General features: G+C 42.8%; 15 protein-coding genes and 3 pseudogenes. 13 read left to right on the top strand and 5 right to left on the bottom strand.

All coding sequences use genetic code 11. The annotated features are described in order from the left end of the window. The first annotated feature begins 242 nt into the window (after nucleotides 1–242). Together ACM0OZ_RS12855 and ACM0OZ_RS12850 are read left to right on the top strand one after the other, a co-directional pair. The gene (locus tag ACM0OZ_RS12855) at nucleotides 243–791 is read left to right on the top strand and encodes an outer membrane beta-barrel protein (protein WP_414583217.1); all 549 of its coding nucleotides are present in this window, start codon (nucleotides 243–245) and stop codon (nucleotides 789–791) included. Between the two features lie 677 nt (nucleotides 792–1,468). Then, on the top strand, nucleotides 1,469–3,520 hold the full coding sequence (locus ACM0OZ_RS12850) for an alpha-amylase family glycosyl hydrolase (RefSeq protein WP_414583216.1): 2,052 nt from the start codon (nucleotides 1,469–1,471) through the stop codon (nucleotides 3,518–3,520). 174 nt (nucleotides 3,521–3,694) lie between these two features. Here ACM0OZ_RS12850 and ACM0OZ_RS12845 read toward each other — a convergent pair whose 3' ends face one another. Beyond that, the gene (locus tag ACM0OZ_RS12845) at nucleotides 3,695–3,955 is read right to left on the bottom strand and encodes a GNAT family N-acetyltransferase (protein ID WP_414583215.1); all 261 of its coding nucleotides are present in this window, start codon (nucleotides 3,953–3,955) and stop codon (nucleotides 3,695–3,697) included. 147 nt (nucleotides 3,956–4,102) lie between these two features. Between ACM0OZ_RS12845 and crcB (ACM0OZ_RS12840) the strand changes: the two genes are divergently transcribed. The 3 genes and pseudogenes from crcB (ACM0OZ_RS12840) to ACM0OZ_RS12830 all read left to right on the top strand — a co-directional run. Continuing rightward, a complete protein-coding gene (gene crcB, locus ACM0OZ_RS12840) occupies nucleotides 4,103–4,513 on the top strand; it encodes a fluoride efflux transporter CrcB (RefSeq protein WP_414583247.1) in 411 nt (136 codons plus the stop codon). A gap of 184 nt (nucleotides 4,514–4,697) precedes the next feature. Continuing rightward, nucleotides 4,698–4,844 (top strand): annotated as a pseudogene (locus ACM0OZ_RS12835) (transposase); the annotation flags it as partial. Further along, nucleotides 4,834–5,091: pseudogene (locus ACM0OZ_RS12830) on the top strand (transposase); the annotation flags it as partial. The pseudogenes ACM0OZ_RS12835 and ACM0OZ_RS12830, both read left to right, overlap by 11 nt. 224 nt (nucleotides 5,092–5,315) lie before the next feature. Here ACM0OZ_RS12830 and crcB (ACM0OZ_RS12825) read toward each other — a convergent pair. Continuing rightward, nucleotides 5,316–5,735 (bottom strand): fluoride efflux transporter CrcB, encoded by a 420-nt coding sequence (crcB, locus tag ACM0OZ_RS12825; protein ID WP_414583214.1) that lies wholly within the window; start codon nucleotides 5,733–5,735, stop codon nucleotides 5,316–5,318. 264 nt (nucleotides 5,736–5,999) lie between these two features. After that, a complete protein-coding gene (locus ACM0OZ_RS12820) occupies nucleotides 6,000–6,341 on the bottom strand; it encodes a hypothetical protein (protein WP_414583213.1) in 342 nt (113 codons plus the stop codon). Between the two features lie 419 nt (nucleotides 6,342–6,760). On the opposite strand from ACM0OZ_RS12820, the gene ACM0OZ_RS12815 reads away from it, so the two are divergent. Then, nucleotides 6,761–7,294, top strand: a complete 534-nt coding sequence (locus ACM0OZ_RS12815; protein WP_414583212.1) for a pentapeptide repeat-containing protein — start codon at nucleotides 6,761–6,763, stop codon at nucleotides 7,292–7,294. Between the two features lie 559 nt (nucleotides 7,295–7,853). Next, nucleotides 7,854–10,415, top strand: a complete 2,562-nt coding sequence (gene glgP / locus ACM0OZ_RS12810; protein ID WP_414583211.1) for an alpha-glucan family phosphorylase — start codon at nucleotides 7,854–7,856, stop codon at nucleotides 10,413–10,415. 49 nt (nucleotides 10,416–10,464) lie between these two features. On the opposite strand, the gene ACM0OZ_RS12805 is transcribed toward glgP, so the two are convergent. Next, nucleotides 10,465–11,205: a DUF429 domain-containing protein gene (locus ACM0OZ_RS12805; RefSeq protein ID WP_414583210.1), complete on the bottom strand. Its 741-nt coding sequence runs from the start codon at nucleotides 11,203–11,205 to the stop codon at nucleotides 10,465–10,467. A 235-nt stretch (nucleotides 11,206–11,440) separates the two neighbouring features. Here ACM0OZ_RS12805 and ACM0OZ_RS12800 point away from each other — a divergent pair, with 235 nt between their 5' ends. From ACM0OZ_RS12800 to ACM0OZ_RS12790, 3 genes are read left to right on the top strand one after another with little or no spacing between them, the layout of a single operon-like run. Next, the gene (locus tag ACM0OZ_RS12800) at nucleotides 11,441–11,626 is read left to right on the top strand and encodes a transcriptional regulator (RefSeq protein WP_414583209.1); all 186 of its coding nucleotides are present in this window, start codon (nucleotides 11,441–11,443) and stop codon (nucleotides 11,624–11,626) included. Nucleotides 11,627–11,686: 60 nt separating this feature from the next. After that, nucleotides 11,687–11,857 carry a helix-turn-helix domain-containing protein gene (locus tag ACM0OZ_RS12795; RefSeq protein WP_414583208.1) on the top strand — a complete coding sequence of 57 codons (171 nt, stop codon included), beginning with the start codon at nucleotides 11,687–11,689 and terminating at the stop codon, nucleotides 11,855–11,857. A 52-nt stretch (nucleotides 11,858–11,909) separates the two neighbouring features. Further along, nucleotides 11,910–12,476 (top strand): GNAT family N-acetyltransferase, encoded by a 567-nt coding sequence (locus ACM0OZ_RS12790; RefSeq protein ID WP_414583207.1) that lies wholly within the window; start codon nucleotides 11,910–11,912, stop codon nucleotides 12,474–12,476. A gap of 240 nt (nucleotides 12,477–12,716) precedes the next feature. On the opposite strand, the gene ACM0OZ_RS12785 is transcribed toward ACM0OZ_RS12790, so the two are convergent. Continuing rightward, nucleotides 12,717–14,300 carry a B12-binding domain-containing radical SAM protein gene (locus tag ACM0OZ_RS12785; protein WP_414583206.1) on the bottom strand — a complete coding sequence of 528 codons (1,584 nt, stop codon included), beginning with the start codon at nucleotides 14,298–14,300 and terminating at the stop codon, nucleotides 12,717–12,719. Nucleotides 14,301–14,600: 300 nt separating this feature from the next. Between ACM0OZ_RS12785 and trpS the strand changes: the two genes are divergently transcribed. The 3 genes and pseudogenes from trpS to ACM0OZ_RS12770 all read left to right on the top strand — a co-directional run bounded on the left by trpS (nucleotide 14,601) and on the right by ACM0OZ_RS12770 (nucleotide 18,148). After that, nucleotides 14,601–15,611, top strand: coding sequence for a tryptophan--tRNA ligase (trpS, locus tag ACM0OZ_RS12780; protein WP_414583205.1), 1,011 nt, complete (start codon nucleotides 14,601–14,603; stop codon nucleotides 15,609–15,611). Nucleotides 15,612–15,672: 61 nt separating this feature from the next. Further along, nucleotides 15,673–16,602 carry a methylenetetrahydrofolate reductase gene (locus ACM0OZ_RS12775; RefSeq protein WP_414583204.1) on the top strand — a complete coding sequence of 310 codons (930 nt, stop codon included), beginning with the start codon at nucleotides 15,673–15,675 and terminating at the stop codon, nucleotides 16,600–16,602. Between the two features lie 479 nt (nucleotides 16,603–17,081). Further along, a pseudogene (locus ACM0OZ_RS12770) lies at nucleotides 17,082–18,148 on the top strand (transposase). Nucleotides 18,149–18,329 lie beyond the last annotated feature (181 nt).

Here is an 18,329-nt window from a genome sequence, read left to right as displayed (position 1 = left end):
AATAAACCGCAGAGGACGCTCCAGAACACAGAGGAAAGAGAAATTACAGAGTTGACAAACAATTTGGGATTGCTGTGTATGCTATAAATTATATCTAAAATATTTGAGTGTAGGCTCACCTAACTGGGTGAAACAGTTTCACCCGCTAGGATAACCTAAGTGCATGAAGGTGAATTTTGTCAAAAAAGAGATTCTAGTACTAGAGAGTATTGATTGCACTTAACTCTAGTAACAAGAAACTTATGAAACTTGCAAAATTATTAACTTCTACACTTGCTGTTGCTTCTGTTGTTCTTTCTGCTGGAATTGCCTCGGCTCAAACTGCTCCAACAACAGCTACAACTCAAGAAGCTGCAACACGCGGTATGAACGGTAGCTATCTTGGTGCTGGTGCTTCTGCTGGCGTGACTAATGGCGGACGAGACAATGATGCAGCTTTATTTGGTGGAAATATTCAAGGACGATTCGCCGTTCCTAATGCGCCTGTTTCACTTCGCGGTTCTGTTCTGTTTGGTGGCGATTCAACCGCAGCTATGCCTTTGTTAACTTACGATGCACCGATCGCTAAAAACACTAACGTTTACATCGGCGGTGGTTACTCCTTCCAGACAGACGAAGGTAAAGCAAGCCAGTTGGGAAATCAGAATGCACCTGTTGTGACCCTTGGCGCTGAATCAGAAGTTGCTAAGAACGTCATCGTGTATGGTGATGCCAAGTGGGGCATTGACGCCTACCAAGGCAGTGACGCTGACGCCGTCAGCTTGCAAACAGGGGTAGGGTTCCGCTTCTAATCCTTCACAGACTCCATCGCGTAAAGAAGGATTCTGATGCAAAACCAAATACACCAGAGCGGTGAAGCTTTTCCTCTGATTTTAGGAGCTTCACCGCTCCTTGTTTGTTGCAGCAAGTGAACACAAGTATTGAATTGAGCAATAAAGCGCACAATATTTCTATTATTTTTTAAAACTACACCTTTTTTACAATTTAAAATTACTGAGATTTATAATTTAACTCTTGTTTATAAGAAAATTTAATTAACTCCTTATTGAGTAACTAATCAATCCTTCTCTTGCTTTTTTATTACTTTTTCAGCAAACCCTAATTAAACAACCGTATACCTGCGCTCCAGAACGCAGAGGAAGAGAGAAACAGAGGAGGAATGATTTCATAGTAGCCATCATCAACTGCGTACACCCTTCGGGTATGTCCTGAGTCCTTACGGACACGCTACGCGTTCGCATGATTGCGTGCGCTTTGCGCTTACAGCAGTCGCCTGGGTCGGAAAACCCTCCTGCATAGCGCTGCTTCACCACGACAGATGAAAATTTATTTTTTCTTCTGCGTTCTGCGTTCCTAGCTGCGGAGTTCTATTTTCAAGTCAGACTGAGAAGTGCATAAGTTGATTTTGCTTACATTTACAAATTATTTAGATACCACCAGAGCCTAATTGAATACCAAGAAAAAACATATGGTAGAACTATCTGCTCTCAGCAAAAATCGACCAGAAACTTTGTCCGAAGTAAATGCATTACTAGACCAAGTGCGCCGCAGCCGCATACAGTACTTTCCTTCGCCAACAGATTGGCGAGACGAAGTCCTTTACTTTCTCTTACCTGATAGGTTTAGTGACGGAAAAGAGGCTTCACGAGAACTACTGAGACGTAATGAAATCATAGATTTACGTAAAACAGCAGATCGACCAGATTGGAACTGGAAACAATGGGCGGATTCTGGTAAACGCTGGCAAGGCGGTACTATCAATGGAATTCGTGGAAAATTAGATTACTTGCAAAATTTAGGAGTCACAACTCTGTGGGTTGGTCCAGTCTTCAAACAGCGTGTTCGTCTTGATAGTTACCACGGTTACGGAATCCAAGACTTTCTTGAGGTTGATCCCCGCTTTGGAACACGTCAAGACCTAAAAGATTTGGTCAAAGAAGCCCATGACAAAGGGATACATGTCATTCTTGACATCATTATCAATCATTCGGGTGATAATTGGGGATACGTAGAACCTGGTAAGGAGTTGAAAGACGCCCGTAATGTGCCTCCTTATTTGCCTTGGCCCGATTTTTACGGCAATCCCAATAATTCCTCTAACAGCGGGTGGCTTTTAGCTTGGCGGGACGAGTTTGAAAAAGGATTTACAACTAACGGACAGGATATTAAAGGTCTCCATGAAGGAGTTTGGCCCCGTGAATTGCAAAACCCAGAGATATACACTCGTGCTGGTAACGGTAGCTTGGGAAGCGGTGACGTAGGAGACCCTCATGCCGAAAATAAGCGTACTGACTTTTTTAGTCTAAAGGATTTCGCTCTGGATACTCCCAATACACTTTCATTTCTTGCGACTTGTTTTAAGTATTGGATAGCGCTAACAGATTGCGATGGTTTCCGTATTGACACCGTCAAACACATTTCATTGGAAGATGCACGTAATTTCTGTGGTGGAATTCGTGAATTTGCAGAAACATTGGGTAAACGCAATTTCTTTTTAGTCGGTGAACTTGCGGGCGGTGACGATGTTCAAGATTTTTATATAGACCGATTGGCAATATTGCAACGTAACCTTAGCGCTGCTTTAGATATTGGTCAAGCAAGAACCACTCTAACTGATGTGGGCAAAGGATTGCGTCCAGGAAGCGATTACCTCAACTTATTTGCAGAAAATACTCAAGACTTTGGGTCACACCGCAGCCTTGGGAATCGCCATGTCTCAATTCTAGATGACCACGACCATGTGTTCGGTAAGAAACTAAGATTCTCTGCTGAAATTCCCGATGACTCTCCGGTGAAAGATCATCAGGTTGTTGCAGCTTGTGCTCTCCAACTCTTCACTCTGGGAATTCCCTGTATCTATTACGGTACAGAACAAGCTTTTGCTGGTCCTGCCCAATCACAAGTCCAGTTTATTCGTGGCGAAGGCTGGATAGAAGGTAGCTTCAATGACCGCTATTTGCGAGAAACAATGTTTGGTGCCTCACATCCACGCGCTAATCACGAAAACAACGATTTGGATACCCAAGTCAACAGCGCAGACACTACATTACCAGGGTTTGGAGCCTTCGGTACCGCAGGCAAGCACTGCTTTGATACCAATAGTCCTGCTTATGTACGGATTGCCACCTTATGCAAAGCACGAGTTGAGAATCTCATTTTGCGCGTTGGTCGGCAATATCAGAGACAGATACGTCTTCCTGGAACGGGATTTGAGTTTCCCAAAGCGGGTGAGCTCATAGCTTGGTCTCGGATTCTTGATAACCTAGAAGCTATTTGCATAGTCAACCCCAATGGTGCTGCTACTCGGGGAGGAGATGTAGTGGTAGCCGCAGAATTATGTCCCGAGGGAACAGAGTTCGAGGTTATTGTTAACACTGCCGAAGCTGCTGTTGGCAGTCACTTTGGTGGAGCACACCGAAAAAATTCGACGGTTCCAGTGAAAAGGCTAGGTGATACCGCTTTTATTGAAATCCGTGATGTTCCCCCAGCAGAGGTGCTTGTACTGGTTAAGAAATTGTAGAGTTGGTTAAAGGTAGTATCCAAATTTTTGCGATTGCCCAAGGGGCACTGCGCAGAGCGCAATCGCACGAGCGTGTTCTCTGAAGTACAACGTTGTTATCTAAAAGTCAGACAGAAAGCCCTTTTTACTTCTGACTTCTGACTTCTGACTCAGGAATTGCTGCTGTATTCATTCTCAAGCCATGATCACTAACGAAAAATAGTGGTCTTCTTTTTGAACAGCATCTCGCAGGACTCCTTCTTTCTTGAAACCAACTGATTGGTAAACGTGCCTAGCGCGTTGGTTGTGTTCAAAGACATCTAACCAAAAACGATGAGCATTATACTCTTCAAAAACCTTTTTAATAAGGATGTATAATGCTCTTTTGCCGTATCCTAGTTCTGGCTGAGCAATAACAATTCGAGTTAAATCGAAGGATAAAGCTTTTGAACTCATCCCTCGCTTCCTGAGAGAAAATAAATTCAATATCTTTTGATTCAGCGTGTCGTAATTTTATCATGCCTTATTAGTACCTTTTAGTTATGTGTCAGGCAAAATCTTGGCAAATCGATGTCTACAGCTTCCACTCCTGAATGTGTGGCTATGTTGCAAAATCCCGCTATTCGTACTCCTATTGCTATCAGTCTTGGCGCAATTGCTGGCGCACTCTCGCGCTATTACCTCGGTTTGTGGTTCAATCAGGTTTTTGGTACAGGGTTTCCGTATAGTACGCTCATTATTAATATGAGTGGTTGTTTTGTTATGGGTTTCTTTACGACACTGTCACTGGGACGATTGATTACGATTCATCCTGAAGTCCGACTGCTAGTAACTACAGGATTTTTAGGGGCTTATACTACCTTTTCAACTTATGAGTTGGATACAGCTAAACTACTTCAACAACGTAGCTTAGAAATTGGTTTATTATACTGGCTGGGCAGTGCGGTATTAGCAATGGTATGCCTCCAATTAGGAAATTCTTTGGCTGAATTTATACGTATTAAAGAAGAATAATAACTGTTCTGAATAACTGGAATTCAATCAATATTTACCTGATAAGTAGAGCTGACTTTTGACGCCATGTGGAAAAATCCACGAAAAACCTAATCCCCTAGGGCGTGTTTTCAAACTCGTTATATCCTAAGAAATAGGCGATTGCCCAAGGGGCAGTGGCGGAGCGAATCGCTTTGTTGGAATGATGAACCGAGGAGACTTAAGTAAGGAACAGTGGGAGAGGTTAAAACCGCTACTACCACCACAAAAACCCAGAACGGGTAAGCCAAATTCTGACCATCGCACGGTGATCAATGGCATTCTCTGGATACTTAGAACCGGGGCACCGTGGGTACACAGGTCGTCGCAACCGTAATTATCTACGCCGCAGTGGTATCCGTTTAACCATTCCACGACTCTGGAATCAACCCCGTCGCGGTCCTAAAGCCTTTGAAATCTACCGTCAACGCAACGTTGTTGAACGTACTATCAACAGACTCAAACAATTTCGCCGCATCGCTACCCGATATGAAAAGCTTGCAGCAAACTATACAGCTATGCCAAGCGATCGCCTCCATTATTCTGTGGTTATAGTTTGAAAACACGCCCTAGCCCCCTGACCTACAAGGGTTGGGGCTAAGGTAAGAGCCTCTCTCCTACGAGGAGAGAGGAATGGAAGCGAGGTTTTCCACATCCCCTGAAAACTAAGATAAGTAGATAGGTAGAAATAAAGAGAGATAGATTAAGAAAATTAAAAACACCTCAGACTCTTACCAATAGCTAATGAGAGTCCTAACAAGTTTACTTTATTTTTACGACCTACTTAGGCGATCGCCTCAGCGTTATGATTCAAAAAATATGATAACATTTTTGCTAAAAATATTCCTAATTCTATACTAATAAACCCTAATATCGGACTACCACACCAATAAAATATTGCAGGTAGATACTTTTTAGTATGTAACAAATTTGAAGTATCTAAAGCATAAGTAGAAAATGTAGTGTAAGAGCCTAAAAAACCAACTGCAACTAACAGATTTAACTGAGGAAAAATTGCTAGCTTTGATGTAAGGGTAATAAAAAAGCCCATCAAAAAAGCGCCAGTGATATTGATGAAAAAAGTTCCATAAGGAAACGCCGTTCCTAACCAACGCGCAAAAAAGATAGTCAGGTAATAACGACTCAGCGCACCTGGAACTGCTCCCAAACTGATTGCGATGAGAGCGTAAGTTGCAGAGTTCATACAAGTCAGTAACCGCCAAAGGATTTGTTAGTTCAGCCATGTTTTACCTGAATGGCTAATAAACATTCTAAAAATACGACCAAACAATGACAATTTTGTCAATACCTACAAATCGTGTAAGCTTGCCAATACGGTTCGGTTAGCTTGTTTATCACGCCGTAAAAAAGGGGCTATTTTCCTTCTTTACCCCCAATTCATTGGCGATCGCCGCTAGGTGGGGGGATTTTATCCGAACTGTATAGGATAGCCTGCGGGAATAAAACATCATTTTTTTACCGGAGATGGTGCTAATAGCCCAGACAACGCACCTAATGAACCTGTTCCAAGAGCAGTTAAAAGTTCAGGGGTTGGTCTATTACTTACCTGTAATGCAATTGCCCCAATCAGACAACCTAATACAGTTGATGTCAGTCCACCAACAATTATACGGTAAATCCAAAAGTCTGTTTCTATAGGTTTTTGTGAAATATTGAAGTTATGAACTTCTGCTCTACCAATGTTTTGTTGTACGATTTCCTCACTTTGAAAAGCGTTACCAATTGGTTGTTTAATTTCACTGGCTAAAGGCTGTTCGGTTAGGGGTTTATTTCCATTGTTAGTACTCATCAGTAAATCCTTTTTGCTGTTTCAATAAAACGTCATCTATTTCTTTAATAGAATCAGAAAAATTGGCTTATGCACTTTTACAGTGCTTTTCAATTAAATAAACCACCCGGTAGACGCTGTTCGATGCCTTTGCCCCTACGAAAATCTGTGGTTCGATTCACTGAAAATAGTTGTAAGTCCAATACGGTTTAGTTAAGAAAAGTGATCTGAGCCAGGCAAGCAGGGAGCCTAGGGGGTGCAGGGGGAAACAAAAAAGGCTTATCACCAAGCTTATTGCACTATATATCTAAGATTTTTTTCATCACTTTAATTTATAAATTTGAATAAAAATAGTATTTGATTTTATCAACTGACCTATTTAAAGTAAACATTAAGCAGCTTATTGATGGCTGCAATCAAAGCAAAGCCACGGAAGTCAAATGAAAAAACCAAATTTAAAAAAACTCACTCATTGGGTTGTAGCAGCAGTATTTCTAGTATTTGTAGCAGGATTTTCTCTGCTTGACCAACCCAACGCTACTGCTCAATCACTCACACCATCAGTACCCACACAATCCACAGAGACTCCAATCGTATCTCCAGCTGCATTGCCAACAGAGTCTGTAACAGCAAACGTTAGACGTTTACTACAAACCAAAGAATGTGTCGGGTGTAACCTAATTGGGGCAGACTTAAAAGGGGCAAACCTGCAAGCGGCAAACTTGGAAGGTGCGAACTTGCAAGGTGCGGACTTAGAAAAGGCTAACTTACAGTCAACAAATTTGCTAGCAGCAAACCTTCAAGGAGCAGACTTAGGCAAGGCAAACATAGCCAGAGCAAACCTGCAAAGAGCGAACCTATTTGACGCAGACTTAGAAAAGGCAAATTTAACAGATGCGAACATAGAAGGAGCAAACCTACAGGGGGCTGATTTGGAAGGAGTAATAAGACCCCAAGGATTGATCACTCAGTAATGAAAAGTGGGTAGCTGTAGCACTACTATTCCAAAAAATCCATAGTTTGTTGTTTCCCCCTGATAACCAAATACGCTTGGTGATAAGACCAAAACCCTTATCAGGAACACAATGTAAAGACGCGCCATGGCGCGTCTCTACACGTGATTTTTTACACAGCAATCTTAAGTGAACCGTATTGATTTATGACGCTAGGTTTAGTTTCAGCTTGTGGTTTGAGGACGAACCGTGAAAAGTCAGGTCATCCAACCCTTGAGACACCCAATCGCCGTAGTAGGTGTTTTCCAAAATATAAAGATTTATAAATTTACTACTCATATTTCCTAGATTGACAGAGAGGATACATATTTCTGATAAGTTTTTCTGTAGTCAAGATAAGGCAAAAGGTAACGCGTAGAAATTGAGATACGTTTGTTGATAGCTTTGACAGTGAAACTGAGAAGACTTTACAAAACTTAACAATATCATGGTAACTTCACAAACTTAGTATAAAGAATTGACAGCATAAGGGAAATACAGTCAACAATAACCATAGCCAAAGCTAGAGTTTCGCTAACCTATGCAGCCGATTCGCACTTTTAATGTTTCCCCTTCACTACCGCAGCGACTTGAGCCGCTACGGAAGTTGGCATATAACTTGCACTGGGATTGGAACGTTGAGACGAAAGATTTATTCCGTCGCTTAGACCCCGACCTGTGGGAATCTAGTCGTCACAACCCAGTTTTGATGCTTGGTACCATTAGCCAAGCGCGTCTTTCGGAAGTTGTGGAAGATGAAGGCTTCCTGGCGCAAATGGACCGCTCTGCTCGTCAGTTAGAGGATTATTTGCAAGAGCGTACTTGGTACCAAAAACAGCGGGGTCAAAAGCAAAAAGAATACTACGCCTATTTCTCGGCTGAGTTTGGGCTTGTAGATTGTTTGCCCATCTACTCTGGAGGTTTGGGAGTTCTCGCTGGGGATCACCTCAAATCTGCTAGTGACTTGGGGTTACCATTAGTTGGTGTGGGCTTACTCTACCAACAAGGTTATTTTGCTCAATATTTAAACGCCGATGGTTGGCAGCAGGAACGCTACCCAATCAACGACTTTTACAATATGCCTTTGCACCTGGAACGCAATCCTGATGGTTCAGAATTGCGGATTGCGGTAGATTATCCAGGGCGCATCGTATATGCAAGGGTTTGGCGTGTACAGGTGGGATCGGTGCCTCTGTATATGCTAGACACTAACATTGAACCGAATAACGCTTACGACCAAGACATCACAGATCAGCTTTACGGTGGCGATATCGATATGCGTATCCACCAAGAAATTATGCTGGGGATCGGTGGTGTCCGAATGCTAAAAGCGCTAGGATACAATGTGACTGCCTATCACATGAATGAAGGTCATGCGGCTTTTTCTGCCCTAGAACGTATCCGCATCCTGATTCAGGAAGAGGGGCTAAGTTATACCGAAGCCAGACAAGTGGTCGCTTCTAGTAATATCTTTACCACTCATACGCCAGTGCCAGCGGGAATTGACTTGTTCTCCCCAGACAAAGTGTTGCACTACCTGGGACGCTATGCTGAGATTTTTGGCTTGAATAAAGACCAATTTTTAGCTTTGGGGCGCGAAAATACTGGTGATTTGTCTGGACCTTTCAGTATGGCGGTGCTGGCGCTGAAAACGGCAACATTTTCTAACGGTGTAGCACAGCTGCATGGTGTGGTTTCGCGGCAAATGTTTAAGGGTTTGTGGCAGAATGTGCCAGTAGAGGAAGTGCCGATTACCGCAATTACTAACGGCGTTCATGCCCGCTCTTGTGTCTCTAAATCGACTCAGGAGTTGTACGATCGCTATCTTGGACCAAGCTGGTCATCAGCAGCAACTGATAACCCTTTGTGGGAACGGATGGACGCTATCCCCGATGAGGAGTTGTGGCGCAATCATGAACGCTGTCGTTTGGACATGGTTTTGTACGTGCGCGAGCGTTTGGTGAAGCATTTGCGAGATCGTGGTGCTTCTCCCTCAGAAATTGCCTCTGCACAAGAAGTTCTGGATCCAAATGTTCTCACTATCGGCTTTGCCCGTCGCTTTGCAACCTACAAACGTGCCACCCTATGGATGCGGGATGTTGAGCGAATCAGGCGGCTTTTGTTAGCTAATAAAGACCGTAAGTTACAATTTGTCATCTCTGGTAAGGCACACCCGAAAGATATTCCAGGTAAAGAACTCATCCGCGATATCAATCATTTTATTGAAGAACAAGGCTTGGAAAAGCAGATAGTGTTTGTTCCTAACTACGACATTCATATAGCCAGATTGATGGTGGCGGGTTGCGATGTCTGGTTAAATAATCCCCGGCGTCCACGGGAAGCCTCCGGTACCAGTGGTATGAAGGCGGCGATGAATGGATTGCCGAATTTAAGCGTACTAGATGGTTGGTGGGATGAAGCTGATTATGTCCGCACCGGTTGGGCAATCGGACACGGGGAAATGTATGACGATCCCAATTACCAAGATGAAATAGAGGCAAATGCCCTGTACGATATCCTAGAAAAGGAAGTCGTGCCTTTATTCTACGACCGAGATGTCGATGGTTTGCCTCGCCGGTGGATTGACAAAATGAAGGATGCAATCCAGTTAAATTGTCCGTTCTTTAACACGGCACGGATGGTGCGAGAATATGCAGAGCGGGCTTATTTTCCAGCAAGCGATCGCTACCACACTCTCACTGTCGATAACTACGCCCCAGCTAAAGAATTAGCTCATTGGAAAGATAACCTCACCGCACACTGGTACGACATCAAAATCAAAGATGTTAACGTATCTTCAGAAGCAGATATTAAGGTTAACCAAACCGTTAACGTCAAAGCCAAGATTGACTTGGCAACTTTGACGAACGATGATGTGCAGGTGGAACTTTACCAAGGTGCTATTGATGCCAGTGGCGATATTATCAACGGTGTACCTGTGGTAATGGATTACCAAGGCGAGGATAAGGACGGATTGGGTATTTACACGGCTGACGTCGTGTATAATACCTCTGGTTTGCAAGGCTTGTCTCTGCGCGTGGTGCCAAAACACAAACACCTCTCTAGTCCTTATGAGCCAAGGCTGATTGTTTGGGCACAGTAAACAAGTAAAAAGTAAAAAATAAAAAGAAATTCTTTTGACTTTTAACTTTTTACTTTTGACTTTTTGAGGGGATGACAATGTAGCCAGTGGTGCGATCGCCAAGTACCAGGTTACGTTGTTCACCCCAATACCACCAGTAGGCTGCTACATAAGCACAAATGAGGCTATCGAGTTTGTCTTCGACTTCTTTGAGGGCTGCGCCTGTGGTGGGAATTTCGGGAAGGAAGGAACCACAGAGGCGCAGAGAACACAGAGGAGGATGCAGGGTGGGTAAGATTTCTGTAATGTAATTGTAGAGTTTGATCAGTTCTAAGCGGCGATCGCTGAGGCGTCCTTTTTTATATTTGAGAATTCGTTCTAAGCCAAATAAATGAACTATGGCTGGATGGGGAAAGACTTCTATTTGATATCTACCAGGTTTTTGTGGTTCGATGGTTGGTGCGTGAGCAAAACCACGCGATTCTAATTGTAAGCCAAATTTTACTGTTCGTTCTGCAAAGGGTAAGCCGAGATTTGCCGGGTAGCATCCAGCGTGATATTTGCCAAAATGTTTGTGCGTGAGTTTGTCCGGTAGGCGGCTTCCAGTAGCGTTGGGGATGAGGGTGGGTGCGTCTACGGCGATGATGGCGGGTTCGTCTGATGTAACGCAAGTATCAATCCAGGTAAGAATATCTGCAATGAATTCTTTGCGATCTAAGTCTTGTATTTGCAGTTTTCCATCGATTAATTGTAAATAGCATAAGCCACTGGGTTGCGATTTCCACCCTAAGTCAATTCCGAGAAATTTCATTGTTGAGCTGGGGATTGGGGATTGGGGATTAGTTTCAAACCACAACACAAAGTAGGGTGTGCCGTGCCGTAAACTGATGTGCAGATTATATGCTAGTGCTTAGCGCTGCCCACGTTACAGTCGAAAACTAAAATACATATTTGATTATTTTTGTCAATGCATAAGTCCTAAACTGGTTAAAAAAAAATCAAAATAATTTGATGCGTGTTATTACCAAAAGAACAGAACTGGAAAAATGACGAGTGGTTTGAAAACTCCTAGCACATACTACATAGAGTTAATTAATACCTTTCGTCCGCGCCCTATCACCAATGAGGCTGAGTTAATCGCTACGCAGAATCGGATGAATTTTATCTTGGATAAGGAAAATGTTACACAAGATGATAGAGATTATCTGAAGGTGCTTGGAACTCTTGTTTAGGATTATGAACAGCAACACGAACCAATACCTATTCTCAAAGGTGTTGAACTCCTTAAAGCGTTGTTAGAAGAGTCTAATCTTCAGCCTAAAGATTTGGCTCACATCTGTGAAAGCGAGTCTACTGTTTTAGATATCCTAAATGGCAAACGTCAACTTAGTGACAATCAAATCAAAGAATTGGCTGCTTTTTTCAAAATATCCCCAAGTTACTTTGTTGGGGATATTTTCTAATGTATCTCTATTTCTACTAGCAAGTGAAGATAGGGCAAAGAGCGAAAAAGATATGCTTTCAACATTAATGATTGAATCGGCTAAGCTCAATTATGAAAACTGGCAAATACCAGAAGGTTCACTTGTACGCTTAACACATATGCAAGAAGAAGACTTATATTTTTTGTATATGTGGTTTATGGAATCACAAGAAGCCCGGATGACCTGTAAACCAATTAAAAATCTTTCTCTTGAACAGTGGAAACAACAATTTAGAGAAAGCAAACCTTGTAAATTGGCAGTTCGTAGAATAACAGATAATCAATTGATTGGTCGTATCAGTTGCTTTAATTTCAATATTAGAAATCGCTCTGTGGAAATTGGATATCTTACGGGTTCACCCTATCGAGGACAAGGTTACACCAAGCAGGTTCTGCAATTACTTATTGATTATTTATTCAATACAATAGGGCTAAATAAGGTGATGGCGCAAACAGGCGCTTTCAATCAAGCTTCAATTGCTTTATTAACCTCTCTGGGATTTCAACAAGATGGTCGCTTACGCCAGCATCATGAATTGGATGGGAAGTTGTATGATGATTTCATTTTCAGTATTTTAGCGGAAGAATTTTGTATTTAAAGAAATAAGAACCACAGATGGACACAGATGGACACAGATAAATAATTACTTCATTCAAACGAGAAGCGCTATATTGTGGAACCTGAATCACTAGATGCAGTTATTGAATTTCGACAGATTAACTGTCAGCAGCAAAAGTAGATGTAACGGAGAGTTAATCTGTTGTCCCACAGATCATTTATCCGTTACATCAATTATTTTATCCGTTGTAAAAAGAAGCGCGAATTAAAAATGATTTACTTAAGTGACAGGTGACAACTGAAGATTTGCTTCCTCCTGCTGTGGTGCTTGCTTTTGTTGCTTCCAAGCTTCCAGTTGTTCTTCTAGTTGCGCCTTGACTTCATGACGGAAAGAAAAGAAGTGTTCGCCAAAACTCAAAGCTGCTAAGTAATCATAAACTAAATGCGGTTTCTTAAATGCGATCGCCAGTAATTGCCACCAGAAGAGCAAACGAGTTGAGCGAACCACACCTTGACGCCAGCAAACTATCGGGAACAGACGCAGTTCGTGCCAAGTGAGGGGGCGTTTGCCCTTAGGACGCTTACCCTCCATCATGTTAAAGTGGCGGAACGTGCGCTTAAGATACAGCATTGGCTCATACATGTTCCAGAAAGTATCAATATACTCCCTGACAATTTCTTCCAAGGGACGAGTCGGGACAAAGTTCATCAAACCTTTCTGGGAACCCAAGAAATCCATCAATCCTTCTTGTAACCGTTCCTCCTGCTTGAGACGGTTCCACATTGCTGTATTATGCAATGCTTGCAGCAAATTAAGGTGAGCTTGTGGAATTCCTGTTTCTTCTACAAATGCCTGAATGCGCTGTCCTGCACCCGTTTTTTCGCCATCAAAACCGAGAATGAAGCCAGACATAATCTGTAATCCGGCTCGCGTAATCTTATCACAAGATTCTACCAGAGACTGGCGTGTATTTTGTTCTTTATGGGCTACGGCTAAACTGTCTACATCTGGTGTTTCAATGCCCATAAATACCATCGTGAACCCAGCTTGCACCATCAAGTCTATCAACTCGTCATCCTCTGCTAAATTCAAAGATGCTTCTGTCAGCAGAAGAAACGGGTAGTTGCGCTCTTTCATCCAGGGAATCAAAGCACGCAGGAAAACTTTGGCATTGCGCTTATTACCAATGAAGTTGTCGTCCACGACAAAAACCAAGCGTCGCCAGTTCATTTGATACAAGACTTCAAACTCAGCCAGCATCTGTTCTGGCGTTTTTGTGCGCGGTTTACGACCAAATAAGTTGATGATGTCACAAAACTCGCACTGGAACGGACATCCCCGCGAAAATTGCACTGTAATTGCCAAATAAGCATCCAAATCTAGCAAGTCAAAGCGCGGTACTGGTGTGTGAGTGACATCGGGTTTTTCTGGAGAGCGGAAAATTCCTCGTTCTTCACCTCGTGCTAAAGCTTCCAAAAACATGGGGATGGTACATTCCCCTTCATCAAGAATGAGATAGTGAGCTCCTGCATCCAAAGCAAATTCTGGTACTGATGTCGCGAAAGGACCACCCACTGCAACTTTTTTCCCTAACGCAACTCCTTTTTGAATTAACTCCCACAAATCTTTTTTCTGGATAATCATTGCAGAGATTATCACCATGTCGCACCATGCCCAGTCGTCGTCTGTCTCTAGACGGACATTGCGGTCAACCAAGCGGATTTCCCAATCAGCAGGCAACATTGCTGCCACTGTGATTAACCCCAGGGGCGGATTAGTTGCACGTAACCCTGCTAAATCAAGCGTCTCCTGGTAAGACCAGAAGGAATTGGGCATTATTGGCCAGAGTAGTAAAGCTTTCATAAAGCACACACCTCTGAGTGTAAAAAAAGTTAACTAACTTCAAGGTTACTGCTGCATTCTCTCAAAAAACCTTAAAATTTGTCGATTTTTGTAAAGGGAAGCTGAATAAACGTAATTGTAACAACAGATAACATGAGGTATGTAACAAATAAGTTATTTGTCGGACAAAAGATAAACCATCTGCTACATGCGCTACATAATCCGTTGCCAGTCTTTGCGTGAAATATAAAGAAATGCCAAACTAAAAAAATCAGTTGTATTCTCGCTATTGTCGGAGTTGAAAAAACTATCTTGAAATCTATGGGCAGGCAACGAGTTCTTTCTGGAGTTCAATCAACTGGCAATCTACATTTGGGCAATTACTTGGGTGCAATTCGCAACTGGGTAGAAATCCAAAGCCAGTACGAAAATTATCTCTTCATAGCCGATTTACACGCCATTACCGTGCCACACAAACCGGCAGAACTGGCGTCAAATACCTACACCCTCGCTGCTTTATATTTGGCGTGTGGGCTTGATTTAAACGACTCGACAATCTTTGTGCAATCTCATGTCCCTGCCCATAGTGAACTGACTTGGTTGCTTAACTGTATCACACCTCTTAATTGGCTCCAGGACATGATCCAGTTCAAGGAAAAGGCTCTCAAGCAAGGAGAAAATGTTGGTGTTGGCTTACTAGACTATCCAGTGCTGATGGCGGCGGATATCTTACTGTACAATCCTGATAAAGTACCAGTGGGTGAAGACCAAAAGCAACACTTGGAACTGACGCGGGATATTGTTAACAGGTTTAATCACCAATTTGCCAAACCGGATCAGCCAGTTTTGAAATTACCAGAACCTATGATTCGTAAAGAAGGCGCGAGGGTGATGAGTTTGACGGATGGTACGAAGAAAATGTCGAAGTCCGATCCGTCAGAATTGAGTCGGATCAATTTGCTAGATTCGCCTGATGAGATTGCCAAAAAGATTAAGCGCTGTAAAACTGACCCGATTCGTGGTTTAGAATTTGACAATCCAGAGCGTCCTGAAAGTAACAACTTATTAACACTGTATATGCTGCTTTCTAGTAAGACAAAGGAAGAGGTAGCGGCTGAGTGCCAGGATATGGGATGGGGGCAATTTAAGCCTTTGTTGACGGAAACGGCAATTAACGCCCTCAAACCTATCCAAGAGAAATATCAGGCGGTGACGAACGACAAAGGCTATCTAGAGTCGGTGTTGCGGGATGGAAAGCAAAAAGCAGAGGCGATCGCCAACCAAACTCTCAATCAAGTAAAAGCTGCGATGGGTTATTCTATGCCCCTATGAGCTTTTCTGTCTACGGTATATTGTGCTATAGCAGTACCTACAGACTGAAATCGTCATTGTTATGCTGGATACCATAAATCCAACTGCTTTAACTTCTTTTCGTACAGCAGCGAAAACTGGTCAATTCCTGATTACCGCCGAGGTGACACCACCGAAAGGCGGTAATCCAGAACACATGGTAAGAATGGCGGCGACCCTTAAGGGGAGGGTTCATGCCGTCAATATTACCGATGGTAGCCGCGCGGTGCTACGGATGTCTTCATTAGTCGCATCGGCAATTTTGTTACAAAACGGCATCGAGCCAATTTGTCAACTTGCTTGTCGCGATCGCAATCGTATTGGTTTGCAAGCTGACCTCATGGGCGCTCATGCCTTGGGTATTTACAACATATTAGCTTTGACTGGTGACCCGGTGAAAGCAGGCGACCATCCCGACGCTAAGGGTGTGTTTGACTTGGAAGCGGTGCGCCTGCTGCAACTGATCCAAAAACTGAATCACGGCGTTGACTGCAACGAAAAACCTCTGACTGATGGTGCGCTGGACTTATTTCCTGGTGCAGCGGTCGATCCGCAATGTGCCAGTTGGTCTGGTTTGCAAAGTCGGTTTGAGCGCAAATTAGCAGCGGGAGCCCAGTTTTTCCAAAGTCAGCTGATTACAGATTTTGAGCGGCTAGAAAAGTTTATGGACAAAATAGCCGCAGGTTGTAATAAACCAATTTTGGCGGGAATTTTTCTGTTGAAATCAGCGAAAAACGCCCAATTTATCAATCGGTGTGTACCGGGGGTGAATATTCCCGATCACATAATTGATAGGTTAGCGCAAGCAAAAGACCCCCTTGAGGAAGGGATGAAAATTGCCGCTGAACAAGTGCAGATAGCGCGTCAATTGTGTCAGGGTGTGCATATGATGGCGGTCAAGCGCGAAGATTTGATTGTGCCAATTTTGGATATGGCGGGCGTTGCGCCAGTTAACCTGGTTGTAACAAAGTAAACACAAAGCATTTTTAAGCAAAGCAGCTGGGATAACCAGCTGCTTTGGTGTATACGGTTGAGGGGTGATATCAAGTTTTATTGATTACCCGTAAGATCTGTAGGGGCACGAAGCTTTGCTCATACGTGTCAACTTAAGCCAAAACCCTTGTAAAATCTCGTTTCCAGGTGGAACCTGGAAATGGGGTTCAAGCGGCTCTGCCGCGAGTAAGAGAGGCAGCAGCCCTCCCAATGGTATTCCCAATCAGAGACTGGGAACAAGGCACCCGTAATAAATATCTGTAGGGGCACAGCAAAGCTTCGTGCCTCTACAACGTGTTGCATCCAAACGAGAACCGATATATATAGGACTTACGCATTGAGAAAAATGGCTATATGTGTATCATGACTGATGGGCGAAATTTAAAATGCGATCGCCTACGGCGGGGGCTTTGCGCCATCGCGAATCAGTAGGGGCAATGAAATGGCAGATAATACTTAATGTTGGGTAGATTTAGGGTTCGGACGAAGAAAGCTATTAGTAAGCCATCCACCGCAAAGTGTAACCTCGACACGTACACTTTATTCTTGCTGGCAGAATCAAAATATCCAGGCTGCACAAGGTTAGCAGAAATAATGGAAGATTTGTCTCATGATAGTGTGAATAGATTTTTGCTACGTGAGCGGTATGAACCCAAGGATTTATTTGATGAAGTCAAATTAAACATCAACTTGCTAGGCGGGACACTAAGTGGAGACGATACGGTAGTTGATAAACCACATAGCGATCCAAAAATAACAGAATTAATTGCTTACTATTATTCGGGAAGACATCATCGTGCCGTCAAAGGGATTCAGTTAATTACCTTGTATTACACCGACTTGTCAGGTAAATCTGTACCGAGAAATTATCGCATTTATAACAAACAAGAGGGAAAGACTAAAAATGATTATTTACGAGACATGATTGCGGAGGTTTTGACTTGGGGTGTAAGTCCAAAAACTGTAACTACTGACGCTTGGTATGCGAGCCAAAAAAACCTAAAATTCTTTAATAGACTTGCGGATTGGAGTTTTTAACTGGAATAGCTAAAAATCGCTCATGTTCAGTTGATGGTAAGAATTTTACTCAAGTCCAAAATCTAGAAATTCCCGAAGTTGGTTTAATAGTGTATCTGAAAAATTTTGGGCAGGTGAAGGTATTTCGGAGAAGTTTCAAAAACGAAACTTCTAGATATTACATTATGTACATTTCTGAAAAAGATGCACTAAATCTAATTTCTAGAGCAGAGTTCAAGGAATTACATTCAATACATTGGGGAATTGAGTGTTACCACAGAGCTATTAAACAAGTATGTAGTATCGGTCAATTTATGGTAAGAACAACTGAGGCTTTTTCGTACTCATTTTTTTAGCGCCATTCGAGCTTTTACACAATTAGAATTAATGCGGGCAGAAGAGTTAATTGAAAACTGGTACGAAATGAGCGCGAAATTTATCTCAACAAGAGTGCTCGCGACTTTATTTTGGAACACCTAACACAGAAGTTAGGCTTGAGTGCAGAGTAGATATTTTCTGTCAATGCGTAAGTTCTAGTATTATTCTTGATGAGTGGTGATTGTAAATTATGTCGAGCTACCGACCGAATCTACCTGATAAAGGGACTCAGGCATTAATTCCTCTCACCCTTTCAAAATGAGCGAACGTACAGTAAATATGCTCGACGTCTAATATACCGTCGAGCATAGA

The organism is Scytonema sp. PCC 10023 (assembly GCF_963920835.1).
GTDB lineage: Bacteria > Cyanobacteriota > Cyanobacteriia > Cyanobacteriales > Nostocaceae > Kalymmatonema.
Note: the sequence above shows the minus strand (reverse complement) of the source record. Positions and strands in the feature narration are given on the sequence as shown.